The organism is Bergeyella anatis, assembly GCF_036016955.1.
Lineage (GTDB): Bacteria > Bacteroidota > Bacteroidia > Flavobacteriales > Weeksellaceae > JAYWXI01.
This window is the reverse complement of record NZ_JAYWXI010000006.1, coordinates 100,429-123,772: the sequence shown is the minus strand read 5'-3', so window position 1 is coordinate 123,772 and position 23,344 is coordinate 100,429. Positions and strand designations below refer to the sequence as shown.

The following is a 23,344-nucleotide window of genomic DNA, read 5'->3' as shown; positions in this document are numbered from 1 at the left end:
GGGAAAATCCTTATATAATTTGGGGGATAATCTTTCGTTTTTCAAAGCTCGAGATCCGGGAAAGGTAGTTTTAACTGGACGGAAACTTGTTTTTTCTCTTGGGTGTTCAGGTGGCTTAATGAAAGCCCTAGCAAGCGTACGGGACGGTCGTATGGCCTCAGGCTCCAAAGGTCTTTGGCGATTTTAAGGATTTGATCGGCGTCCGAGAAATAGGTGTTTTGAGTTTTGCTTCGGGTGTAGGTTTCGAAGTTTTTGTATTTTATTTTCAGGGTAAGGGAACGGCCTTGGACTTCTTTTCGGCGGAGGCGGTTTTGGAGTTCTTGAGCTATGGCTGTGAGTTGGTCGAAAACCGTTTCTTCGTCCATGAGGTTCTCCCAGAAGGTTTCTTCTACACCGACGCTTTTGGCGATGCGGTGGGGGCGGACTTCGCTGTGATGAATGCCTCGGGCGACGTGATAGTAGTAGGCACCGGATTTTCCGAAAAGGGACGTTAGTTCTTCGTAGGAGCGGGCTTTGAGGTCTTTTCCCGTGAAGATGTGCTGTTCGTGCATTTTGTTGGCGGTTACCTTTCCGATGCCGTAAAATTTTTCGATGGGCAGACGATCCATGAAACTTTCGATTTCATTGGGATGGATGGTTTTTTGGCCGTTGGGTTTTCGGTAATCGGAGGCGACTTTGGCGAGAAATTTATTGATGGAAATTCCGGCAGAGGCGGTAAGCCCTGTGGTTTCGTATATTTTTTTTCGGATTTCTCTTGCGATTTGGTTGGCAGAGGAGCTATTTTTTTTATTTTGGGTTACGTCCAGATAGGCTTCGTCTAGGGACAGCGGTTCTACCAAATCGGTGTACTCCTGAAAAATAGCTCGGATTTGGTTTGAAATTTCCTTGTACCGTTGGAATCTTGGTTTGACGACAATCAGGTGCGGGCATTTTTGGAGGGCCATTTTTCCGGGCATGGCCGATCGGATACCGTATTTTCGGGCTTCATAGCTTGCGGCGGCGACTACGCCGTATTCTCCACCGCCTACGCAGACGGGTTTGCCTTTCAATTCGGGGTGATCTTTTTGTTCTACGGAGGCGAAGAAGGCGTCCATGTCGATATGAATGATTTTCCTTTCGGCCATGGGGCAAATTTAGGAAATTCGTGTTAGGGGAAAAGTGGCTATTCTTCTGGATTTATCGGGAATAGGTTAAGGGCGGCGGCTTCCGATAAAATGAAGCGGTGGGCGGCTTCTTTTTCGTTGGGAATATCGCCTTCCAAGATGGCTTCCTTTACTTTTTCCTTTAGGATGCCGATTTCTCGTCCGGGTTTTAATCCGAATAACTGCATGATTTCTTCACCGGTAATGGGGGGTTGGAAGTTTCGGATGTGGTCTTTTTCTTCAACTTCTTTTATTTTTTTTGCAACGTATTCAAAGTTTTTAGTGAATTTGGCTTGCTTTTTTGCATTCTTGGTGGTGATGTCGGCTTTGCAGAGGGTGAACAAATCCTCCAAATCATCGCCGGCATCAAAAAGCAGACGGCGTAAGGCTGCATCCGAGGCATCATCGGTAATGAGGGCGATGGGGCGGGAGGAGAGGCGTACCATTTTTTGAACGTATTTCAGGTCGGCTCCCAAAGGTAATTTCAGTCTGTGGAAGAGGGGTTTGGTCATTTTCGAGCCTAAGAATTCGTGGCCGTGAAAAGTCCATCCGGTGCCTTCCACAAATTTTTTGGTTGGGGCTTTGCCGATGTCGTGAAGAAGAGCCGCCCAGCGGAGCCATAAGTTATCGGTGTTCAGGGCAATGTTGTCCACAACCTCCAAGGTGTGGTAAAAATTATCTTTATGGGTTTGGCCTTCGATTTCCTCGATGCCTTTCAGGGCAGTGAGTTCGGGGAGGATTTTGTCCAATAGACCGCTGTCGTCCAGGAGCTTTAGTCCGACGCTGGGCTTTTCGGCCATCATGATTTTGTTGAATTCTACCATGATGCGTTCCATGGAAACGATACGGATGCGTTCGGCTTCCGCCTGGATGGCGGAAAACGACTGGGCCTCAATGTTAAAGCCTAAGGTGGTGGCAAAGCGGATGGCACGCATCATGCGCAGAGGGTCGTCGCTGTAGGTTTGGTGTGGTTCCAACGGCGTGCGGAGGCGTTTTTCGCTGAGGTCTTTTTTTCCCTGAAACGGGTCGATGAGTTCGCCGAAATTTTCTTTGTTCAGGGCAATTGCCATGGTATTGATGGTGAAATCTCTCCTTTTTTGGTCGTCTTCCAATGTTCCGTTTTCGACTGAGGGTTTTCGGGAATTCTCGGCATAGCTTTCTTTTCGCGCGCCTACAAATTCCAAATCCAGCCCGCCGTATTTGAACATGGCGGTACCGTAGGTTTTGAAAACGGAAACCTTCAGTGTGGGATGAAGTTCTTGGGCTACGGCTTGAGCCAGTTTGATGCCGTTTTGCTCGGTAACGAAGTCGATGTCGGTGGGGGCTTGGCGTTTCATGAGCAAATCCCGAACGTATCCGCCGACGATGTAAACGGTTTGCCCGTTGCGGTGGGCGACTTCGGCGATGGTCTTGAAAAGTTTGAAATGTTTATTCTGAACAAGGTTAATCTTCATAGCATTCGGATTGCGGATGCCCTGATCCGCATCCTTTTGGTGCAAAGATAGAGTTTAAAAGACGGAAAAGCAAAGCTGTGCGCGAGGGCAGAGGCATTATTCTCTTAACACCTTTATGCGGCCGTCAGCCCATACCCGGATGATGGAAGATCCCGAATATTGGGCGATTTTGTCTTGATGGGCTTCCACAACGGCATCAACGGCATCAACGAGTTCGGAAGGAATGTCGGAGAATTTCAGAGGGCTTTTTTGGCCGCTGAAATTGGCGGATGTGGAAACCAGGGGGGCATTGAGCAGACGGATGATTTTTTGACACAAAGGGTCTTTAACTAGTCGAATGCCGATGCTGCCGTCTTCGGCCAAAAGGGATTTCGGGAGGCCTCTGGGGTGATCATAGACAATGGTGACGGGTTTTTCGGAAAGGTCGATAATTTCCCAAGCCATGGCGGGAACGTCTACCAGTTCCTGAAGGCGTTTTTCATTTTCGACCAAAAGGATGACGGATTTCCGAGGTTCTCTTTTTTTAATTTCGAAGACTCTCTGCACGGCATCGGGATTAGTGGCATCGCATCCGATGCCCCAAATGGTATCGGTGGGATAAAGAATAGTGCCGCCGGATTTTAATGTGTCGATGATTTTGTTTAGCATGGCTTAATGGTATCGAGAGAGCTAAAGTAGCAAATTTAGGACGAAAGCCGAAAACGGGTGAGGAATTATTTTTTTATATTTGCTTTGTTAGTAAATTTCGATCATGACATTAGAAGAAAAAATAAAACAGGCGGAAACCCGAATTTTCAAAGCGGTATTTCCCAATACGACCAACCATTATGATACTCTTTTTGGCGGAACGGCCATGCAAATGATGGATGAGGTGGCTTTTATTACGGCTACCCGATTTACTCGTCAGATGGTGGTTACCGTTAGTAGTGATAAAATAGACTTCAAAAAACCGATTCCTGCGGGAACCATCGTGGAACTGATCGGGAAAATCATTCACATCGGGAATAAAAGTCTGAAGGTAAGTGTGGAGATTTTTATGGAACAGATGTACTCCGACCACCGTGAAAAGGCGGTGGAAGGGGAGTTTACTTTCGTGGCGATAGGGAAGGATAAAAAACCGGTGGAAGTCAATAAAGTGTAATAGGGGAGCTTAATTAAGAATGGAGTTAGAAAAGGAAATCGAGTTCATTCTCTTTTTGGATGCACTGAAAAATGTTGAGCGAAGAAATTATAATCTTGACGACAGACGTAGGGAAAATACGGCGGAGCACAGTTGGCAGGTAATGGTATTGGCTCAGGTGCTTTATCCTTATGCGAAGAATCGGGAGGCGGTCGATTTGTTGCGGGTTCTTAAGATGCTTTCGATTCATGACGTGGTAGAAATTAAGGCCGGGGATACCTTTATTTTTGATGAAGAAAAGATGAAAGGCAAGCACGAGAGAGAGCTTCGGGCGGCTCGGGAAACCTTTGGGCTTTTGGAAGAACCTCTTCGGGCAGAGTTTATGGCTTTGTGGCTGGAATTTGAAGCTGAAGAAACTCCGGATTCGGTTTTTGCCAATGCGGTGGATCGGCTGATGCCTTTTATCCTTAATACCCATAATGCCGGAACGAGTTGGACGGAGGCGGGGGTAACAGTTTCCCAAGTCAGAAAAACCATTGCCGGTGTGGTGGAAAAAGCTTCCGACGAAATGAAAGCCGTTTTTGAGCGGCTGCTTGACAAAGCGGTTGCCGAAGGGAAGCTGAGGAAATAAGCTGTCAAAAAAAGGAATAAGGGAGAGGTTTATCATACAAATATACCGATGAAATTGAAGTTTTTAGGCACGGGAACGTCTCAGGGCGTGCCTGTTATTGGTTGCGATTGTGAGGTGTGCCGTTCTGAGGACGTTCGGGATCAGAGGATGCGGGCTTCGGTGATGTTCACTACGGATGAAGGGAAGAAAATTTTGGTGGATTGCGGGCCGGATTTTCGCCGTCAGATGCTGGATTTTGGAGAATCTCATGTGGATGCTCTTCTATTGACTCATGAGCATAACGATCATGTGATTGGGCTGGACGATTTGCGTCCCATTATTTTTAAAACCGGGCAGAACATTGCGGTTTATGGGAAGGCTCGTGTTTGTGAGGAGGTTCGGCGGCGTTTTCCTTATGCTTTTGCCGAGGAACGTTATCCGGGGGCGCCGGCGTTCGATCTTTTTGCATTGGAAAATCAGGCGGTTGAAATTGCGGGAACCATGGTGCTTCCTATCGAGGTGAGGCATTATCAAATGGAAATCTATGGGTATCGTTTTGGGGCAGCGGCTTACGTAACCGATGCGAGTTTTATTTCTCAGGAGGAAAAAGAAAAATTGAAAAACCTCGATATTCTTGTTTTAAACTGCATCCGAAAGGAGAAACCCCATCCGGCTCATTTTATTCTTCCCGAAGTTTTGGCTCTGAATGACGAATTGAAGCCGAAAAAAATGTATTTGACGCATATTAGCCATCATTTCGGACGCTATTTAGAAGAGGAAAATCGTCTTCCTTCTAATGTTCATCAGGCTTACGACGGATTGGAATTATTTTTTTGAAAAAAAAGATAAAAATGTTTTGGAACGTTTAGAAAAAGTTTTATATTTGCAAACTCAATGACGAGCCCAGGTGGCGGAATTGGTAGACGCGCTGGTCTCAAACACCAGTTCCTTTGGAGTACCGGTTCGATCCCGGTCCTGGGTACAAAACCGATAATCATTACGATTATCGGTTTTTTTATTGAGAGCGGCCTTGTTTCTTTTTGATTGGGAAGAAATTGGCGTTCGGTGATGGTGTAAGTGAAATTTTGTACTTTTGTGGTTTGAAAAAATAAAGAAAATCATGTTGGAAATAGGAGAAAGACCTTGGGGGAAATATTATGTATTGCAGGACGAGGAGCACTTTAAACTGAAAAAAATTGAGGTTAATCCCGGGCAGCGTCTATCTTACCAGTACCATCATAAGAGGCAAGAGCATTGGACGGTGGTTCAGGGGGAAGCCGTCGTGATTTTGGACGGTGAGGAACATCCTTTAAAATACGGGCAAAGCATCTTTATCCCTTTAGGCGCCAAACACCGTATCGAAAATCGGGCGAAAGAACTTCTTGTCTTTGTGGAGGTTCAGACGGGGACTTACTTCGGAGAGGATGATATTGTAAGATTACAAGATGACTACGCTAGATAAGGACTGACTTCCATTATTCTATCTTCTTTTTCATTTTTTCTAATATCCATTTAGCACAAACATCCTATAACAAAAAAACAAATTTGTCCATGTGCTACTCTGTCTTTTTTTGATTATAGGCTATAATAGTTTTTTGGGATTAAATATTCTGTAAAAGATATACCTATACCATACAGAATAATATTTGCGTTTATACTTATCACTTTCAACTTTATTGTTAAACAATACATCAATCCCTAGTCCATTTTTCTCGTAAAGTTGGTAGTGTTTGCAATAAATTTTCTTTTTATTATAAGACAAGATATACCTATCTTTCAACGCATTATCGGTAACTGATGTCTCATTTTCTCTCTTTCTGTAATAGAATAGAACTTCAGGAATTCGGCACACTGTTTTCCCTCTCTCAATGAGAGATAAAAAGATGTCCCAATCTTCATAAAATGTTAAACTCGAATCAAACCCTCCTATTTCTTGAAAATCTTCTTTCCTAATCAGAGAGGTTATAAATATACTATTTTGTATCAAGAAATCAGCTAACACATATTCTGGGAGTTCCCATTCTCCATCCATTTTATCAAAAAAATGAGCTTTACAAGTTACTATTCCCACTTCTGGATTTTTATCTAGAATTTCTACAGCTTTCTGTATGTAGGAATGATGTATTTTATCATCTGAATCTAAAAACAATAGATATTTACCTTTTGATTTTTCTACACCTAACTGCCTTGCCATTGATTGCCCCTTATTACTCTGTCTAAAAAATGAGACCCTAGAATCTTTTTGCATCTCTTTTTCCATAATATCTGGCAGATTATCCAAAGAGCCATCATCCACAACGATGATTTCAACATTAGAGTAAGATTGTTCTCTTACAGATGTTAGGGTCTCCTGAATGTAGTTTGCACTATTATAGCACGGTATGATTACAGAAACAAGATTTAAGTTATCCATTATTTATCATTATTAAAACCAGCTATTCTAAAACTCTTTTTATCCAGTTGGAAAAGGCGTATTTTTCTTTTATTTTTTCATCGATGATATAATCTGTTTTCAAAAACGCCTCCAAGCCTTCTAAATTCTCATTTTCAATTACGAAGATGTTATTGGGGTTATAAAAATCGTACTCTTTTATCGTTGTGTTATTGGTGATGAGTTTTTTATCGTTCCCTAGGGCTTCGAACACTCTAAAAGAAAGCCCCTTATGTACTGTGTTAACTATATCTACCAGTATTTCCGATTCTAAGACACGCTTGATATTTTCCTCAAAAGAGATTTCCCCCTTGACATAATTAACATAGGATGAGCTTCCTTCCTTGTCGTAATTAGGAGGAGATAATAAAACTGTTATGCGACTATTCATCCCCTGTTTGCTAACCTTTTCTCCTATTTTTTCAAGTATTGATTTTCTATTTTCAAAATAATTACCTACAAAATAAACGGAGTTTGGGATTATTTCTATCCTTTCCTTTAGTATAGGGTAATCAAAATAAAAGTTGGTCAGAAGACTATACTTACCCCCATCTAAATCCTCTTTATCAAATACAAAAAAGCGGTCAAAATACTTGACATATAGCTTTACCATTGGAAATCTTTTTAGCCCGTCCCACTGGTATCCAACCATGAAATGGGTTTTCCTTTTTATAGCCTTTATCGTACTTCTAGGATAAATGTCTGGTCTTATGATCAGGGCGTAATCGGCTTTATCAATTAGTTTTTCCAGCGTGGGGAGGATATACTTCCCGACTTTATTTTGTTTTAATTTTTTCTTATAGTCTTTATCATCCAAAAAAACTTTCCTCAAAAAATTATATATTTTGTATCCTATATTGGGGTATTTAAAATCCCTGTCGGCATCCATGCTTATATCGACTACTTCATAATCCAAATGTCTGAGATTTTTTATGATATGCTCGTATATGCCAAAACTCTGCGGCATAGCTAATATTATCGTCTTTTTACACCTCATTTTCTATTGAAATTATAGTTTTAAACCATTCTTCAAAGGAATATTTAGACTTAACACACTCAGGTATCTCAGTATATGGCTTTTCTAAAAACGATGCCAACTGTTCTTTTGTCAACTTAAACCAGTCTTCTACCATAAGAATATTATTAGGATGATAAAAGTCGTAGTTCTTAACCGTAGGATTATCGGTTATTATTTTTTGGGAAAAATGCAGTGCCTCGAAGAAACGAAAGGATAAGCCATCGTGAGCATGAAACTTAATGTCCAAAATACAACGACTTTGAGAAGAAATACGTTCAACTTCTTGATAGGATAATAATTTATTGTTTATTATGACAGGGAATTCTTGATTAAAATTACGTCGCTCTGTATAAATTCTAAAATAACTTACAAAATCTGTAGCATTTATGAGCGAACTTATATAATTTATAATTTGTACTCTATTATTCAGCTCCGCACCTATATAACATAAATCAATCGTTTTGGCTTGAGGTACAGAGACAAAGTCAAAGTAAAAGTTATGGGTTAAAAATAAATTTTTATGTTTTCTAGAGTACACTTCAAAATCATTATTATCAAAAACACCAAAAACATCAAACGAGTCAATTAATGCCTCTGAATGCTGAAACCGTTTCATCCCATCCCACTGATAAGCGATAGTTTTTTTTGATATTTTATTGATATGCACCATCATCTTGGGGGTATAAGTGTCTGGTCGTATAACCAATGTATAATCAAAATAATTTTCAGGACAATCTAATAAAGTCACTAAAGATTTTTCTAAATGAGATTCTTTGAGTTGTTTTTTGTAGTTTTTATCGTTTAAGAATGTTTTTCTTATAAAATTAGTAAGCTTTTGAAACCAATTCTTATACTTAAATCCTGTGTAAACAGATTCAAAATAAAGAACTTCGTACCCCATCAGCTCTAAATTTTTGATTATATTCTGATAAATAGAGTAATGCGGAGTCATTAACAATAATACGCGTCCTTTCATTTTTTTATTCCGTTTTTTGCCCAAAAAGAAGCATCCGACAAGGCTCTTTCCATTAGTTTATGATTAGCCTCCAAATTTTCTTTAGAGTGTTCTTTGTGATACAAATGAAATTGTATTAAAGCCAATTTTATTTTTTTTCTGTAACACCCTTTTTTTATTAAACGAAATACGACATCAGTATCTTCTCTTCCCCAACCTACAAAACTTTCATCATAACCATTTATATCTAGTAAATCTTGTTTCCAAAAGCTCATATTACACCCTCTTATACGATAACCCATTTTCTCAATAGGAGAGTTTTGTGGCTTAAAAAAGGTATTAAACAAAGGAAATCGTAAAGCATTAAAACGGTTTCTTACACCTTTTGTAAAAAATCCGAAATTAATTTTTCTGTCTTCAAACACTCTCAGAGTTGTTTTTTCCATAAGTAATACACGAGAGCCTGTAATAAAACAATTTTTCTCTGCAAATTTTTTATGGTCTTTCACGAAATCCTTGTGAAGAATAACATCCCCGTCAATTTGGATGATGTACTCGTATTGGGCTTTGGCGATGGCTTTGTTTCGAACCTCTGATAGGCGGAAGCCTAAGTCTTCCTGCCAAAGATACACCAGCGGAACGCGTGATTTTTTCTGCCAACGGTGCACTAACGTTTGGGTTTCTTCTTTAGAGCCGTCATCGGCAATAATCACCTCGTCGGGAAGCACGGATTGCTTTTGAATGCTTTGCAAGACTAAGTCCAATGCTTCAGGCCAATTGTACGTGGAGATAATCAGGGATGTTTTCAAAATGATTTTTACACAAATTTATAAATTTGTCGTATCTTTTTCAAAAATTAGTCGAAATAAAATGCAGAAACAAGAGACGCCGAGAAAAGATAAAATCGTTTTTTTATTGTAGACTATTCTTTTGGAGGCGGAGTGGAGCGGGTGACGGCGGATTTAATTCGTCTTTTTAATGCAAGTGGTCAAAAGGTGTCTTCTTTAGTGTCGTTGTATGGCGTGGGAAGCCCGGTGGTCGATTATCCTGAGGGATTGAAAATAGAGGTTTTGAATCCTCGTTCTAAAAGGAAGTTTAAATCTGTTTTTGTTGATTTTTTCAAGCGAGAACGTCCTGATTATTTTATTTTTCAAGGAGATAATATGACGGTGTCCATTGCTGTTTTGGAAGCAGCAAAGGAAACGGGTGTGATTGCCATACCACAATATCACGGCTCCCCCTATGCTTATCTTAGAAAATATGAAGATGCTCAAAACAAACACAGACTTAGGCGGTTGTGGTCAAAAGTTTTCTATCCTTTTAAGAGGGCGAAACTCAGTAAGTTTATTACGGCTTCATGTCATGGGTTGGTATGCGTGAGTGAGGGGGTAAGGAGAGAATTGATTGATCTTTTTGGGGATGAGAAAACGAATAATTTGGTTACGATATATAATCCCATGCGGTTTTCGAAAGAATTAGTGGCGCAAAAAGAAAAAACGGTGAGTTTTATTTCGCGTTTGGAGAGCAAGCATAAAAATGCATTTTTGATTGCCAAAACCTGGGCTTTGATTTCGGCAAAACACCCAGATTGGCATTTGAATATCTATGGCGAAGGGCGTCTTCGAAAAGCAATAGAGGAGTATTTTTGCGGTAAGGGGATTAACAATTACGAAATGAAGGGGTTTGTAGAATCGATTGGAGGAGAGTTGGCTAAATCGAGTATATGTCTTTCCACCTCTAATTGCGAGGGGTTTTCTATGGCTGTTGCGGAAGCTATTTTGTGTGGAAATGCGGTGGTAGCCACCGATAGCGATGGAGGGATCAAAGATATGTTGCTTCATAATGAGACGGCTTTGCTTTCGGCTAAGAATGAGGCGAAAGGGCTTGCTAACCATACAATAGCATTGATAGAGGATTCGGCTTTGGCTTTAAAACTTAGGGAAGGGGCGCAGGCCCGTTTATTGAAAATTCAAAATGAATCTCCGATGGTGCAATGGGAAAAGCTTCTGAATCAAAAAAGACCGGAATAAATTTTCCGGTCTTTTGGTCCATGAAACGCTAAGAAATTATTTCTTAAATTCCAGTACGGTTTTTTCAATGATGGCTACACATTCCATCAATTGTTCTTCGGTGATGACCAAAGGCGGAGCCAAACGGATGATATTACCGTGGGTCGGCTTTGCTAGAAGGCCATTTTTAGCTAAATCTAAACAAAGATTCCATGCGGTAGGGCTGTCTTGACTATCGTTGATTAGGATGGCATTCAGAAGGCCTTTTCCTCGTACTTGGTAGATGAGGTCGGTTTTGGCAATGATTTTTTCGATTTCGGCACGGAATATTTTACCTAGTTTTTCGGCTCTTTCGGAGAGTTTTTCTTCTTGCACTACATCCAAAGCGGCAATAGCTACGGCGCAGGCCAATGGGTTTCCTCCAAATGTGGAACCGTGTTGTCCCGGGTGAATGACTTTCATGATGTTATCATTGGCCAAAACAGCAGATACAGGGTACATACCGCCGGAAAGGGCTTTTCCTAATACAAGGATGTCGGGTTGTACGTTTTCGTGCTGGCAGGCGATGAGTTTTCCTGTCCGTGCAATACCGGTTTGCACTTCATCGGCGATGAATAGAACGTTGTGTTTTTTACAAAGTTCTTGGGCTTTTTTAAGGAAGCCTTCGGTTGGGACGTAAACGCCGGCTTCACCTTGGATGGGCTCCACTAGGAATGCTGCAATGTTTTCGGCTTCTTCTTCCAATACTTTTTGCAGTGCATCAGTATCATCGTAAGGAATTCTTACGAATCCGGGCGTGAAAGGCCCGTAGTTGTGGTGAGCATCGGGATCGTTGGAGAAGGAAACGATGGTGGTGGTTCTTCCGTGGAAGTTGTTTTCGCACACGATGATCTTAGCGTTGTTTCCTTTTACGCCTTTAACCTCGTAAGCCCATTTTCTGGCCAGTTTGATGGCTGTTTCCACCGCTTCTGCTCCGGAATTCATTGGGAGCACTTTGTCGAAGCCTAAAAGCTTGGTGATTTTTTCTTCGTAGATACCGAGTTTGGAGTTGTAGAAGGCGCGGGAAGTCAGCGCTAGGGTCTGGGCTTGTTCAACCAACGCATTAACGATTTTGGGGTGCGAATGCCCTTGGTTAACGGCAGAATAAGCCGATAAAAAATCGTAATATCTTTTTCCTTCGACATCCCAAACGTAAACGCCTTCGCCTTTGTCCAAGACGACAGGAAGCGGATGGTAATTGTGGGCGCCGTGGCGGTTTTCCAGTTCGATGTAGAAGTCGGGTGTTTTTTGTGGTGTTGCTGTCTTCATTTTGATTAACTTTTCCACAAAAATACGAAAATAGCCGCCGGTAAACCAAATAAAAAACCGCTTGTTTAAGCGGTTCTTGTGGTCTGAATTTAATTATTCTCGTAACGTTTGTCCATTTTAAAGGACTCCATGAATTTGGTAGTGTAATTCCCCTCAATAAAGGCGGGATCTTCCATGAGTTGCCTATGGAACGGAATGGTTGTTTTCACCCCTTCGATGTAGAATTCTTCCAAAGCACGTTTCATCTTGGCAATGGCTTCGGTTCTGGTTTGCGCCGTGGTAATAAGCTTAGCAATCATCGAATCGTAGTTGGATGGTATTGTATAACCGGAGTAGACGTGGGTGTCCACACGGATACCGTGCCCGCCGGGGATGTTGAGTTGGGTGATTTTCCCCGGGCTTGGGCGAAAATCGTTATAGGGATCTTCGGCGTTAATCCGACACTCTATCGAATGAAGCTTAGGGTAATGATTGATTCCGGAAATCGGGGTGCCCGCTGCCAAGAGAATTTGCTCTCGGATCAAGTCGTAGTCGATTACTTGTTCGGTGATAGGGTGCTCTACTTGGATACGGGTGTTCATTTCCATAAAGTAGAAATTGCGGTGTTTGTCCACTAGAAACTCGATGGTACCGACGCCTTCATAGCCGATATATTCGGCGGCTTTCACAGCGGCTTCGCCCATTTTTTCTCGGAGTTCTTCCGTCATGAAAGGCGAAGGCGTTTCTTCCACCAGTTTTTGGTTTCTTCTTTGGACGGAGCAGTCTCTTTCCGAAAGGTGGCAAGCTTTACCGAACTGATCCCCTGCAATTTGAATTTCGATATGGCGAGGTTCTTCAATAAGTTTTTCCATATACATTCCTCCGTTTCCGAAGGCTGCAACGGCTTCCTGAATGGCAGAATCCCAGTGTTCTTTCAGGTCTTCGGCTTTCCATACGGCCCTCATCCCTTTACCTCCACCTCCCGCGGTGGCTTTAATCATAACGGGATAGCCGATTTCTTCAGCGGTTTTGGCGGCTTCTTCGTAGGATTCAATCAGTCCGTCAGAGCCGGGTACGCAGGGAACACCTGCCGCTTTCATTGTGGCTTTGGCGTTCGATTTGTCTCCCATTTTTTCGATTTGTTCGGGAGTGGCTCCAATGAATTTGATGCCGTTTTTTTGGCAGATGCGCGAAAAATTGGCGTTTTCCGACAGAAAACCATACCCCGGATGGATGGCATCGGCATTGGTAATCTCTGCCGCAGCTAAAATATTGGGGATGCTGAGGTAAGAATCTTTGCTTGTTGGCGGGCCGATGCATACGGCTTCGTCGGCAAATCTTACGTGGAGACTGTCTTTATCGGCGGTGGAGTAGACGGCAACCGTCTTTATCCCCATTTCCTTGCAGGTGCGCAAGATACGCATGGCAATCTCGCCACGATTGGCGATTAGTATTTTTTTGAACATCTTTTTCCGAAATTTTAAATTTTAGGGGCATTCCTCCCCGTTCATCGAGTTTGTTGCTTTGGTTTCAGCTTACAAGGTCTTAGGAGGGATCCACGAGGAATAGAGGCTGGTCGTACTCTACAGGAGTGGCATCGTCCACAAGAATTTTCACGATTTTTCCGGAAACTTCGGATTCGATTTGGTTGAAGAGCTTCATGGCTTCGATAACGCAGACTACCTTACCCGGAGTGACGGCGTCGCCTACACTTACAAAAGCGTCTTTATCCGGAGCCGGCTTTCTATAGAATGTCCCGATCATAGGGGATTTGATTGTCAGGTATTTGCTTTCGTCCGATGCAGCCTCTGTTTTTTCTGCCGGAGCAGCAGGAGCGGTCGTTTGTGGCGTAGCTACTGCAGGCATTTGCGGTGCTGTTGGGTACATGGCAGGCTGAGGAATGAAGCCTACGGACTCGTTACCAGCCAAAGGCGTTTTGATAGTGATTTCGAAGTCTTTGGTTTTGTATTTTACTTCGGAAACCTCAGCTTTAGATACAAACTTGATGAGGTTTTGTATGTCTCTAATGTCCATAATTTGAAATTTGAATATTGGCCAAATGTACAAAAAAACAACAAAAAACCACTCTATATTATGCATAAAATACGAGTGGTTTCTTGTATGAAAATGAAATTTCCTGAAAGAAAATTAGTTTTCTTCGGATCCTTCGGTTTCTTTCTCCATTACTACTTTACCTCTGTAGTATAGTTTTCCTTCATGCCAGTGCGCTCTGTGGTAAAGGTGAAGCTCACCGGTTGTTGCGTCTTTTGCTAACTGAGGAACCACAGCTTTGTAGTGGGTTCTTCTTTTGTCTCTTCTTGTGCTAGACTGTCTTCTTTTTGGATGTGCCATTTTTAATAATTTTTTTAAATGATGCCTGCTTTTGCAGGGATGAGTGATGAGAGACTTTCATCATCTCATCTATTTAAACAATTTATTTAGTTCTTTTCTTTTAATTTTTTCAAGGCTTCCCATCGGGGGTCGCCTTCGCTTTCTTCGTCTTCTTGCCCATCGGGTTCGCTGGGGTTGTATTGCTCCAAAATTGCCCAATCTTCCTCGCTAACCTCGGGGGAGATTTTCTTCATGGGAATCGATAACATAACATCTTCATAAACGAGTTGCGCGATGTTGAAGGCGTGGTCGCTATGGGGAATGGTAATGACTTCTTCATTGGTGTCGTCATACGTTTCGCCATACTTCACCAAAACCTTTAGTGTATTATCTATCGGATAATCGAAAGGGCTTCCGGTGAGGTCGCAAACCAAATTCACGGTTCCGCTCGTTCGGATGGTTAATTCGAGAAATGTCGAATGTTTTTCCAATAAGGCTTCTGCAACGATGCGCGGGTTTGTGAATTCTTGCTCCGTGTCAAAAAGTTCAAAGAACGCTTTTCCTATCTCAAATTGGAACTCGTGTTTGCCGTTTTTTAGTCCGACGAACGCTATATCATAGTTTCTATACTTGTCCATAAAATGAGGTTGCAAAAATAGATATTTTTTTTGAATTTGCAAATATATATACCGTTGATTTTTTTGCGACTACAAAAATAGATAAAAAGAATTATATTTGGATAAGTGTAGACTTTTAAATCAGGAGAAATATGGTATATTTTCAGATTATATCATTGGCTAAAGCTTATGGTAATATAGGAGAGGAGGGCTTAGGTCTTATAAGAGCGTATTTTAAACTAAAAAAAGTAAAAAAGGGAGATATTTTGATGGATGATGATGGAAATGGGATGCTCTATTTTGTGAATAGTGGGATAATAAGAGCGTATTATAGGAATGATGATGGTGAGCAAGTAACAAGAATGATCGCTTGGGAGAATAGATTGCTGACCAATATTATTAATTTTGAAAATTTTTCTGGAGAGAGTGAAATTATAGAATGTATAGAGGAAGCTGAAATTTTATGCATTACCAAAAGTGATTTTCAACAACTCGCAAAACAATCTATTGAGATAATGAATTTTTTCTTTAAAATATTAGAAAATAGTATTCTACTATATGTGGATAAAGCCCATTGTATGGGGAAAAGCACGAGAGAGAAAATAGAATATCTAAAAAGGAATTATCGTCCTATTATAGGTCGTGTTACGGATTCTGTTATGGCATCTTTTCTTTCTATTTCTAGAGAACATTTTGTTAGGAATAAGAAATTTTTATAGATTTCTTAAAATTGTGATGCATATCACAGGTGAGTTCTATTTTTTCTTTCCATCTTTGGTATGTTAAATAGAATCATCCGAATGAAGCTTTAATAAGATTCCTTTTAATTAAAATGTCGACAGGGAAGATGGATTATGCTTCTGAGGATAATTTTGAAATTGGAAATCCTATCAATATTGTGTATAATTCCGATATTGATGGTTATGTTGCCACTTCATCTTTCTGGTGTAAGGCAGCTTGCACTGCTGCAGCTTTAGCGATGATTGCTGCTGATGGTCCTTCGCCAGTTATGGATGCTATTGCTGTTGCTTATCAAATCGCTTGTGTTGCGAATTGTGATAGTAAATAAAATATAATTTAAATATATAATTATGGTTGATAATGTTTTGTTACTTTTAATTTTGTTGGCATTAATATTAAAATGGAATAAAAAGTTGGAATTTCTTAAAACTAGAAATTGGCAGTTGGGTATTCTCTCTATATTGAGTGTGTTTTTCCTGTATCATTTAGGGGTTTTAGCTTGGGACTATCTTCATAGTCAATCTCTCAATCTAAATATTTCCCAAATGCTACTTATCTTATTGGCTGTACTTTTAGTAAGCATTAAGCATTTTAGAAAAAAGTATCAAATTAAGTGAGTTAAAATGAAAAAAGCGGTCATTGGAAGATGACCGCTTTTTCTTTATCCTTCCGAATTCTCGGGGAGGTCTTCGTCTACGCCGTTGTCGGATGCGCGTTTTCTGGGTTGAAGTCGGTTTTGCATCAATTCTTTCCTTTCTTTTCGGTTTTTGAATATTTTGATGGCGCTAAAGATGGCTTCCGAAAAACTGGAGGCATCGGCAATGCCTTGTCCGGCAATGTCGTAGGCGGTACCGTGGTCTGGCGAAGTGCGTACGAAGGGCAAGCCCGCGGTGTAGTTTACGCCTTCTTCGTAAGCCAGGGTTTTGAACGGGGCGAGGCCTTGGTCGTGGTACATGGCTAGCACGGCATCGTAGTGTTTGTATTTGGAGGGCTGAAAGAAACTGTCTGCGGGGAAGGGCCCGAAGGCTAATAGGCCTTGGTCAAAGAGTTCTTTGATGGCCGGTTCGATGATTTCTGTTTCCTCCTTGCCGATGGCTCCGCCGTCGCCGGCGTGAGGGTTTAATCCCAGTACGGCGATTTTGGGACGTTCGATTATAAAATCTTCAATCAGGCATTGATTGAGTAGTTTGACTTGTTTTTTTATTTTTTCTTTGGTGATGTTTTCGGCGACTTTGGCGATGGGGATGTGGTGGGTAGAAACGGCAACTTTTAAGGTGTCTGTAACCAAGAACATTAGTCCTTTTTTGCCGAATTTTTCCTCCAAATAACCGGTGTGTCCGGCGTGTTTGAATCCCTGTTTTAGCATTTCGTCCTTATTGATGGGAGCGGTAACCAAAACGTCAATGTCTCCGTTAATGAGCGCCTCGGTGGCGGCTTCCAGAGAGTCGATGGCCATGCGTGTGGATTCTTCGGTAGGGGTTCCCAAGTCTACATTGACATTGTCCTTCCAAAGGTTGACCATGTTTAGTTTTCCATTTTGGGCTTGGGAGGCTTCGGTGATGTAGTTGAAGCTCATCTGCAGCTTAAAAATGTTTTTTTGATAAGTGAATAGTTTTCCCGAAGCAAAAATGACAGGCGTGAAAAAATCCGTAATGTTTTTATCGCTCAGAGCCTTCATGATGATTTCCGGTCCGATGCCGTTAAAATCACCGACCGAGAGACCTACCCTTACTTTGTGATGTTTAGAACTCATAATTATTAGTTATCTTTGGGAAATAATTGCTAAAGTTACAAATTTAACACAAAATTACGATATGTTTACGGGAATTGTCGAAGCATTGGGGAAAGTGGAAAAAATCGAACGGGAAGGGACAAACAGGAATGTGATTCTGAGTGCGCCTTTTACGCAGGAATTAAAGATCGATCAGAGTTTGGCGCATAACGGATGCTGCCTTACGGTGGTGGGGATTGATGGCGACCGTTATACCGTTACGGCCATTGATGAAACTTTGGAAAAAACCAATCTTTCGGAATGGAAGGAAGGTACCCTTGTGAATTTGGAACGTTGTGTGTCGCTCAATGGCCGTCTGGACGGGCATGTAGTTCAGGGGCATGTGGATACCACGGGGCGGGTAACGGCGATGGAAGACCGGGACGGAAGCCACTACATTACGATCGCTTACGATGCCGGGACTGGGTTTGTGACGGTGCCTCAGGGGTCGGTTACGGTGAACGGCATCAGCCTTACGGTGGCTCATAGTGGGGACGGGGAATTTTCGGTAGCGATTATTCCGTACACTTGGAGGTTTACCAATATGCATGCTTTGTCGGTGGGCGATCGTGTTAATTTGGAGTTTGACATCATTGGGAAATATGTTGCGAAACTAATGGCTTCTGGTTATGTCGGGAAGTAGGTATAGGGGGTATAGCTTGAGGAGTCGAATTTTTTGGGGATTCTTTTTTGTTTGTCTTCTCAGTATTCTTAGTTCTGCGTTGGTTTCTTTTTTTATTTTGCGGAACAATGCCATTGAGCAGAGCCGTACGGATCAGCAGAAAAAGTCCGATGCGTTAATGGCTTCGCTGGATTATGCCGTGAGTCATACCCAGGTGGAAACCGACGATCTTAAAGGGATTTTGGGGAATAAAATTTATGAGATTTCGGACATCAGTAAGGCGGATGTGGTTCTTTATGATCTTGATGGGCGTTACCTTTTATCCAATAAGGATTCGGTTCAGGTGGAGCAGGTTCGTTTGCCTATGGCGTTGGTGAAAGAAGTTTTGGGGAGCGATAAAAGGGTGGATGTAACGACGTACGATGAAGCGTTGGAGGCTAATGTTATGTCGTCGTACATGGTTTTGAAAAACAATATGTTAGAGCCGATAGGGATTGTTTATTTTCCGTATTACCATAGCGATTCTGTTTATATGGCGGTGTTTAAGAAATACGGGATTTATTTGGTGGTGATTAATATTTTCATTGTTTTGGTGGGGGTTCGTTATAGTTGGTTGATTTCCAAGAATTTAACTAAGGCTTTAACGAAGTTTTCTAATTTGATTAGTAAAATAGCCTTGTTCGACCATGAGCTTAATTTGATTAAATACTATGAAAATGACGAGCTTAAACCTTTGATTAACAGTTATAACCGTATGATTGTTCAAATTCAGGAGCAGAAAGCCAGGTTGGAAATCATTCAGAGGGAGCAGGCTTGGCGCGAAATGGCTAAGCAGGTGGCGCACGAGGTGAAAAATCCTTTGACGCCGATGAAGTTGACGATTCAGAATTTCCGTCGGAAATTTAATCCTGAAGACCCGAATATTGTGGAAAAGTTCAATCAAATGAGCGATTCTGTGGTGGAGCAGATTGATTTGATTGCCAGGGTGGCTTCGGCTTTTTCCCAGTTTGCCCAGTTGCCTGAAAAGCATAATGAAGTTTTCGACCTCAATAAGGAGGTCAGCAATATTATTCGGGTGTTTGATGATGGGGGGATTTTTGTGCATTTCAATCGTGAGGGAATTCGGATTAACATGGATAAGATTTACCTTAACCGGATTTTGACTAATTTGGTTACGAATGCCCAGCAGGCGGCGGATGAAAACCGTCAGCTTATGATTAACGTGGATGTGGAGCAAATTCAGAAACGGATTACGATTTCGGTGGAGGACAATGGTGTGGGGATTCCGGAGGAAATGCTCGAGCGTATTTTTGAACCTAATTTTACTTCAAAAAATTCGGGAATGGGCTTGGGGCTTACCATGGTTAAGAAGATGGTGGAGGATTGTGGGGGCGAAATCTCGGTGAAGTCCGAAGTGGGGAAGGGCACACGTTTTACAATTGCATTGCCTTCAAATTTATGATGAAACCTTTTCGATTTCAGAAGTTTACGATTCAGCAGTCTCCGTTGGTTTTTCGTGTGGGGACGGATGGGGTTTTGCTGGGAGCTTTGTGCGAAGTCTCGGCTGCGAATCGGATATTGGAGGTAGGGACGGGAACGGGATTGATTGCTTTGATGTGTGCCCAGCGCAGAGAGACGGCTTATGTTTCGGCTTTGGATATTGATGAGGCGGCAGCAGCATTGGCTTCGCTTAATTTTTCGGCTTCGCCCTTTTCTTCCCGAATGGAGGTGTGGTGTGGGGATTTTCGGGCGTATTATCCTCAGGATCGTTTTGATTTGGTGGTTTGTAATCCGCCTTATTTTGAAGCGAATCCTTCGGTTAAGGACCGAATTGCTCGTCAGCGGGTGATGTTGGATTTTGAAGATCTCGTGCGGGGAGCTGTTAGGGTGCTTTCGGCGGAAGGTTTGTTATCGGTGATTATTCCCTCGTCCATGGCGGAGGGTTTTGTTTCGGCTGCTTTACGGGAAGGTTTTTTTTTGATTCGTAAAGTGAATATTTACGGAAACGATTCTTCGGAAATTCGGCGGGTGGTATTGGAGTTTTCTTTTGTGTCGAAAGCTTGCGAAGAGTTGGATTTAATCATCGAAAAAGGTCCGAGGGTTTACTCGGACCAGTATCTTGAACTTACCCGTGATTTTCACGTTTTTGGTAAGTGAATTTAGAGAAGAATTTACTCGAAAAGTTCGGCGGTGGCCAAAACAGAGACTTTTCCGTCTTCGCATTTAATGGCTTCTCCCGGGAAATTTTGAATCATGTGGTAATCGTGGGTGGCCATAACCACGGCAGAATTTCCTTCTAATGCGACGCGCTTTAGTAGCGTCATGATTTCGTTGCTGGTTTCGGGGTCCAGGTTTCCTGTTGGCTCGTCGGCTAAGATGAGTTCGGGGGAGTTTAGTAAGGCTCGGGCAATGGCTACGCGCTGCTGTTCGCCTCCGGAGAGTTCGTGCGGCATTTTGTGTTTTTTACTTTTCATGCCGACGCTACCCAAAACTTCGTTGATTCGGTCTTCGATGTCGGTTTTATTTTTCCAGCCGGTGGCTTCCAAGACGAAGCGTAGGTTTTTTTCTACGGTTCGGTCGGACAGAAGTTGGAAATCCTGAAAGACGATGCCTAACTTTCGGCGCAAGTCCGGGATATTGGAGTCTCTTAGCTTAGCCAAATCGAATCCGGCAACACTGCCTTGTCCTCCTGCCAACGGGATATGGCCGTATAGGGTCTTCAGAAGGGAGCTTTTTCCTGAGCCTGTTTTGCCGATAAGGTAGCAGAATTTACCTTTTTGGATGTTCAGATCAACGTTGCTGAGAACGGTAAAACTCTTTTGGGCAATTTTGGCATTGGTTAGGCTGACGATGCATTCTCCCGTATTATTTCTATGCGGCATGGTACAATTATTTTTTTCGCTGTTTTTATCCGATGATGGATGGTTTGGTCAGCGTGTTTTAAGGCTCAAAAATAAAGAAAATACTTTTGATACGCCTTGTTTTTATTAAATTTTAACAACAAAAAATGCTTGAAAAATTTACTTTTCAAGCATGACTTGTATAGGATGGCTTACAGATTATCTTTTAGCGCGTGAAGCACTTACGGTTAATCTTTTTCTGCCTTTTGCTCTTCTCGCAGCCAATACTCTTCTACCGTTTGGCGTAGACATTCTTTCTCTGAAACCGTGTTTGTTTCTTTTCTTTCTTTCTGATGGTTGGAATGTTCTTTTCATTACTTCAATTTATAACGTGTCCGTAATTATTCTTTTTTGAGGTTGCAAAGATATTGATTTTTTTATACCCTGCAAATTTATTTCAAAAAAGTTTTAATGAATCGGGGTGGTTTTTTCGCGTGCTCTTAGGAAAGCTTTTCGTGCTTCGCTGGCAAATGCTTATCTTTGGCGTCCTTCAAAATAAAGATACAATGTTTACACCGACGGAACTTTTGGAAATCAAACGCTTATTGGCCTCGTCCGAGAAAGTGGTTATCGTTACGCATTACAATCCGGATGGCGATGCCATTGGAAGTGCTTTGGGGCTTAAGCATTTCTTGAATGCTCGTGGGGTGGAGGCCGAGGTGGTGGTTCCCAACGATTTTCCGAAATTTCTCAAATGGATGCCGGAGGCGAAAAAAATCACGATAGCCGATTATAAACGGAAGAAGGCGGCCGAGCTGATTGCTGAGGCTCAGGCTATTTTTATTTTGGATTTTAATGCCTCTCATCGGGCAGGGGCTATGGTGGGGCCGTGGCTTGATAGGGCGAAAGGTACTAAGATTTTGATTGACCACCATCAGCAGCCCGACGCTTTTGATTATGTCTATTCCGATACGTCTATTCCGGCGACTTGCCAAATGGTTTACCACTTTATTGAAGCCTTGGGGGAGGAACATTTGGTTGATGAAGCGGTGGCTCGCTGTCTTTATACGGGGATTATGACCGATACGGGCGGGTTTCGTTTTCGTTCGACATCGGCAACTACGCACCGCATTATTGCTTACTTAATCGAAAAAGGGGCGGATCCGGCCCGCATTACTTCCGATACGTGGGATACCAATACGCTTTCTCGTTTGCATCTTTTGTCGCTTATTTTGGGTCGTATCGAACTGGTAAAGGACGGTCAAGTGGCAGTACTTTGGTTAAAACGCGAAGAACTCAAAGCCTACGGTTTTGAGAAGGGCGACACGGAAGGTTTTGTGAATTACGGGCTTAGCTTGGCGGGAACCAAAATGTCCGCTTTCTTTATGGAGGATTTGCATGAAGATTTCATCAAAATTTCATTTCGCTCGAAAGACGATGTGGACGTGAACCGTTTTGCCCGAAGCTATTTTAATGGAGGTGGGCATATTAATGCAGCCGGTGGAAAATACTTTAAACCGATCGAAGAGACTATTGCCGATTTTAAACAGAAAATAGCTTCCGAAGACCTCTAGGAATCTGGCGTTTGGAGGAGTTCGGTGTTGATGATGGCGGCGCAGATTTCGGGTTTTTCCCAGTGGCCGTTGTGTCCACAATCGAGAAGATAGGATTTGAGGTTCTCTTTTTCGGGCAGTTGGCTGAGCATCGGTAGGGATTTTACGGCGTTATCATGCTTTCCTGCCAAAATGAGGATTTTTTGGTCGAATGTTTCCAAAACAGATTTACGGTCAGGGCGCTCAATCATGCCTTTGATGGCGGCGGTGATGCCTTTTGTTGGGGTGGATAGCGCAATGGATTGGGCTAATTCGATTTTGGATTCCAAAAGTTTTTTTTCGTAAGGGTTAAATAAATTGGGGACGCCTGCGGCCACAAAAGTTTTTAGGCTGTCCTCTACGATTCTTAGGCTTCTTCTTCTTGTTTCTTTTTTCTCTTCATCGTCGGCAGCGAAGGTGGAAAAAAACAGCGTCAAACTCTGGAGTCGGTTTCCAAAAGCTTCGGCAAAGGCTAAAGCGGTGTAGCCGCCCATAGAATGTCCTAAAAGGTGAAACTTTTCCATTTGGAGTTTGTCGGTTACTTCTTTGACTTTTTCCGCCATGAAATCCATGGTGTGAATTTCTTTTTCGCAGGGGCTTTGGCCGTGTCCGGGCAGGTCTATTTTTACCAGTTTGAATTTTTTGGATAAAAAAGGCTGCAGGTCTTCCCAAATGAATGAATTTTCCATGAAGCCGTGAAGCAGGACGAGGTATTCTTTTCCGGTACCGGTGATTTCGTAATGAAGCATACGTGTATTTCGGTTTGATTTTAAGGGGTTTTATAAGAGAAGCGGAGGCCTGAGG

27 protein-coding genes and 1 tRNA gene are annotated in these 23,344 nt (G+C 42.3%); 12 read left to right on the top strand and 16 right to left on the bottom strand.

All coding sequences use genetic code 11. From position 1 onward, the window contains the following. Nucleotides 1–41: 41 nt before the first annotated feature. The 3 genes from dinB to VQ048_RS06170 form a co-directional block, all read right to left on the bottom strand. On the bottom strand, nt 42–1,124 hold the full coding sequence (gene dinB, locus VQ048_RS06180; protein WP_327610814.1) for a DNA polymerase IV: 1,083 nt from the start codon (nt 1,122–1,124) through the stop codon (nt 42–44). Between the two features lie 38 nt (nt 1,125–1,162). Next, on the bottom strand, nt 1,163–2,596 hold the full coding sequence (locus VQ048_RS06175; RefSeq protein WP_327610835.1) for a CCA tRNA nucleotidyltransferase: 1,434 nt from the start codon (nt 2,594–2,596) through the stop codon (nt 1,163–1,165). Between the two features lie 96 nt (nt 2,597–2,692). Further along, complete coding sequence (locus tag VQ048_RS06170; RefSeq protein ID WP_327610813.1) at nt 2,693–3,244, bottom strand: L-threonylcarbamoyladenylate synthase; 552 nt, start codon at nt 3,242–3,244, stop codon at nt 2,693–2,695. Nucleotides 3,245–3,347: 103 nt separating this feature from the next. On the opposite strand from VQ048_RS06170, the gene VQ048_RS06165 reads away from it, so the two are divergent. The 5 genes from VQ048_RS06165 (at nt 3,348) to VQ048_RS06145 (ending at nt 5,788) form a co-directional block, all read left to right on the top strand. Then, nucleotides 3,348–3,737, top strand: coding sequence for an acyl-CoA thioesterase (locus VQ048_RS06165; protein WP_327610812.1), 390 nt, complete (start codon nt 3,348–3,350; stop codon nt 3,735–3,737). 19 nt (nt 3,738–3,756) lie between these two features. Continuing rightward, nucleotides 3,757–4,347, top strand: a complete 591-nt coding sequence (locus VQ048_RS06160; RefSeq protein ID WP_327610811.1) for an HD domain-containing protein — start codon at nt 3,757–3,759, stop codon at nt 4,345–4,347. Between the two features lie 48 nt (nt 4,348–4,395). After that, a complete protein-coding gene (locus VQ048_RS06155; protein WP_327610810.1) occupies nt 4,396–5,163 on the top strand; it encodes an MBL fold metallo-hydrolase in 768 nt (255 codons plus the stop codon). Nucleotides 5,164–5,227: 64 nt separating this feature from the next. After that, nucleotides 5,228–5,308: transfer RNA gene (locus tag VQ048_RS06150), tRNA-Leu, on the top strand. Between the two features lie 141 nt (nt 5,309–5,449). Further along, nucleotides 5,450–5,788 (top strand): phosphomannose isomerase type II C-terminal cupin domain, encoded by a 339-nt coding sequence (locus VQ048_RS06145; RefSeq protein WP_327610834.1) that lies wholly within the window; start codon nt 5,450–5,452, stop codon nt 5,786–5,788. Between the two features lie 120 nt (nt 5,789–5,908). On the opposite strand, the gene VQ048_RS06140 is transcribed toward VQ048_RS06145, so the two are convergent. From VQ048_RS06140 to VQ048_RS06125, 4 genes are read right to left on the bottom strand one after another with little or no spacing between them, the layout of a single operon-like run. Continuing rightward, nucleotides 5,909–6,739 carry a glycosyltransferase family 2 protein gene (locus VQ048_RS06140; RefSeq protein ID WP_327610809.1) on the bottom strand — a complete coding sequence of 277 codons (831 nt, stop codon included), beginning with the start codon at nt 6,737–6,739 and terminating at the stop codon, nt 5,909–5,911. Between the two features lie 22 nt (nt 6,740–6,761). Next, on the bottom strand, nt 6,762–7,754 hold the full coding sequence (locus VQ048_RS06135) for a WaaS/CpsH family glycosyltransferase (RefSeq protein WP_503619821.1): 993 nt from the start codon (nt 7,752–7,754) through the stop codon (nt 6,762–6,764). After that, nucleotides 7,744–8,751 (bottom strand): WaaS/CpsH family glycosyltransferase, encoded by a 1,008-nt coding sequence (locus tag VQ048_RS06130; protein ID WP_327610807.1) that lies wholly within the window; start codon nt 8,749–8,751, stop codon nt 7,744–7,746. Before VQ048_RS06130 ends, VQ048_RS06135 begins: the two co-directional genes overlap by 11 nt. Further along, entirely contained in the window at nt 8,748–9,539 is a 792-nt protein-coding gene (locus VQ048_RS06125; protein ID WP_327610806.1) for a glycosyltransferase family 2 protein, read from the bottom strand. The genes VQ048_RS06130 and VQ048_RS06125 overlap by 4 nt, the downstream gene beginning before the upstream one ends. A gap of 132 nt (nt 9,540–9,671) precedes the next feature. Between VQ048_RS06125 and VQ048_RS06120 the strand changes: the two genes are divergently transcribed. Continuing rightward, complete coding sequence (locus VQ048_RS06120) at nt 9,672–10,760, top strand: glycosyltransferase (RefSeq protein WP_327610805.1); 1,089 nt, start codon at nt 9,672–9,674, stop codon at nt 10,758–10,760. Nucleotides 10,761–10,796: 36 nt separating this feature from the next. Here VQ048_RS06120 and rocD read toward each other — a convergent pair whose 3' ends face one another. From rocD to VQ048_RS06095, 5 genes are all read right to left on the bottom strand, one after another. Continuing rightward, nucleotides 10,797–12,047, bottom strand: coding sequence for an ornithine--oxo-acid transaminase (gene rocD, locus VQ048_RS06115; RefSeq protein ID WP_327610804.1), 1,251 nt, complete (start codon nt 12,045–12,047; stop codon nt 10,797–10,799). 89 nt (nt 12,048–12,136) lie between these two features. Continuing rightward, the gene (accC, locus tag VQ048_RS06110; protein WP_327610803.1) at nt 12,137–13,492 is read right to left on the bottom strand and encodes an acetyl-CoA carboxylase biotin carboxylase subunit; all 1,356 of its coding nucleotides are present in this window, start codon (nt 13,490–13,492) and stop codon (nt 12,137–12,139) included. Between the two features lie 79 nt (nt 13,493–13,571). Next, nucleotides 13,572–14,060 carry an acetyl-CoA carboxylase biotin carboxyl carrier protein gene (gene accB / locus VQ048_RS06105; protein ID WP_327610802.1) on the bottom strand — a complete coding sequence of 163 codons (489 nt, stop codon included), beginning with the start codon at nt 14,058–14,060 and terminating at the stop codon, nt 13,572–13,574. 114 nt (nt 14,061–14,174) lie between these two features. Next, complete coding sequence (gene rpmF / locus VQ048_RS06100) at nt 14,175–14,378, bottom strand: 50S ribosomal protein L32 (protein WP_327610801.1); 204 nt, start codon at nt 14,376–14,378, stop codon at nt 14,175–14,177. Nucleotides 14,379–14,464: 86 nt separating this feature from the next. Next, nucleotides 14,465–14,995: a YceD family protein gene (locus tag VQ048_RS06095; protein ID WP_327610800.1), complete on the bottom strand. Its 531-nt coding sequence runs from the start codon at nt 14,993–14,995 to the stop codon at nt 14,465–14,467. A gap of 131 nt (nt 14,996–15,126) precedes the next feature. On the opposite strand from VQ048_RS06095, the gene VQ048_RS06090 reads away from it, so the two are divergent. Further along, the gene (locus VQ048_RS06090; RefSeq protein WP_327610799.1) at nt 15,127–15,693 is read left to right on the top strand and encodes a Crp/Fnr family transcriptional regulator; all 567 of its coding nucleotides are present in this window, start codon (nt 15,127–15,129) and stop codon (nt 15,691–15,693) included. A 128-nt stretch (nt 15,694–15,821) separates the two neighbouring features. Then, nucleotides 15,822–16,043, top strand: a complete 222-nt coding sequence (locus tag VQ048_RS06085) for a hypothetical protein (RefSeq protein WP_327610798.1) — start codon at nt 15,822–15,824, stop codon at nt 16,041–16,043. 333 nt (nt 16,044–16,376) lie between these two features. On the opposite strand, the gene pdxA is transcribed toward VQ048_RS06085, so the two are convergent. After that, the gene (gene pdxA, locus VQ048_RS06080) at nt 16,377–17,468 is read right to left on the bottom strand and encodes a 4-hydroxythreonine-4-phosphate dehydrogenase PdxA (protein ID WP_327610797.1); all 1,092 of its coding nucleotides are present in this window, start codon (nt 17,466–17,468) and stop codon (nt 16,377–16,379) included. A 61-nt stretch (nt 17,469–17,529) separates the two neighbouring features. On the opposite strand from pdxA, the gene VQ048_RS06075 reads away from it, so the two are divergent. The 3 genes from VQ048_RS06075 to VQ048_RS06065 are packed head-to-tail and all read left to right on the top strand — an operon-like array spanning nt 17,530 to nt 20,265. Then, nucleotides 17,530–18,129: a riboflavin synthase gene (locus tag VQ048_RS06075; protein WP_327610796.1), complete on the top strand. Its 600-nt coding sequence runs from the start codon at nt 17,530–17,532 to the stop codon at nt 18,127–18,129. After that, nucleotides 18,116–19,570, top strand: a complete 1,455-nt coding sequence (locus VQ048_RS06070) for an ATP-binding protein (protein WP_327610795.1) — start codon at nt 18,116–18,118, stop codon at nt 19,568–19,570. Before VQ048_RS06075 ends, VQ048_RS06070 begins: the two co-directional genes overlap by 14 nt. Further along, nucleotides 19,567–20,265, top strand: a complete 699-nt coding sequence (locus VQ048_RS06065) for a tRNA1(Val) (adenine(37)-N6)-methyltransferase (RefSeq protein ID WP_327610794.1) — start codon at nt 19,567–19,569, stop codon at nt 20,263–20,265. The genes VQ048_RS06070 and VQ048_RS06065 overlap by 4 nt, the downstream gene beginning before the upstream one ends. Before the next feature lie 14 nt (nt 20,266–20,279). Here the strand turns inward: VQ048_RS06065 and VQ048_RS06060 are convergent, their stop codons facing one another. Then, nucleotides 20,280–20,990, bottom strand: coding sequence for a cell division ATP-binding protein FtsE (locus VQ048_RS06060; RefSeq protein ID WP_327610793.1), 711 nt, complete (start codon nt 20,988–20,990; stop codon nt 20,280–20,282). Nucleotides 20,991–21,167: 177 nt separating this feature from the next. After that, nucleotides 21,168–21,323 (bottom strand): 50S ribosomal protein L34, encoded by a 156-nt coding sequence (gene rpmH, locus VQ048_RS06055; protein WP_009085498.1) that lies wholly within the window; start codon nt 21,321–21,323, stop codon nt 21,168–21,170. A 191-nt stretch (nt 21,324–21,514) separates the two neighbouring features. On the opposite strand from rpmH, the gene VQ048_RS06050 reads away from it, so the two are divergent. Beyond that, nucleotides 21,515–22,522: a DHH family phosphoesterase gene (locus VQ048_RS06050; protein WP_327610792.1), complete on the top strand. Its 1,008-nt coding sequence runs from the start codon at nt 21,515–21,517 to the stop codon at nt 22,520–22,522. Here the strand turns inward: VQ048_RS06050 and VQ048_RS06045 are convergent. After that, complete coding sequence (locus VQ048_RS06045; RefSeq protein WP_327610791.1) at nt 22,519–23,289, bottom strand: alpha/beta fold hydrolase; 771 nt, start codon at nt 23,287–23,289, stop codon at nt 22,519–22,521. The two genes, VQ048_RS06050 and VQ048_RS06045, sit on opposite strands and share 4 nt — an antisense overlap. Nucleotides 23,290–23,344 lie beyond the last annotated feature (55 nt).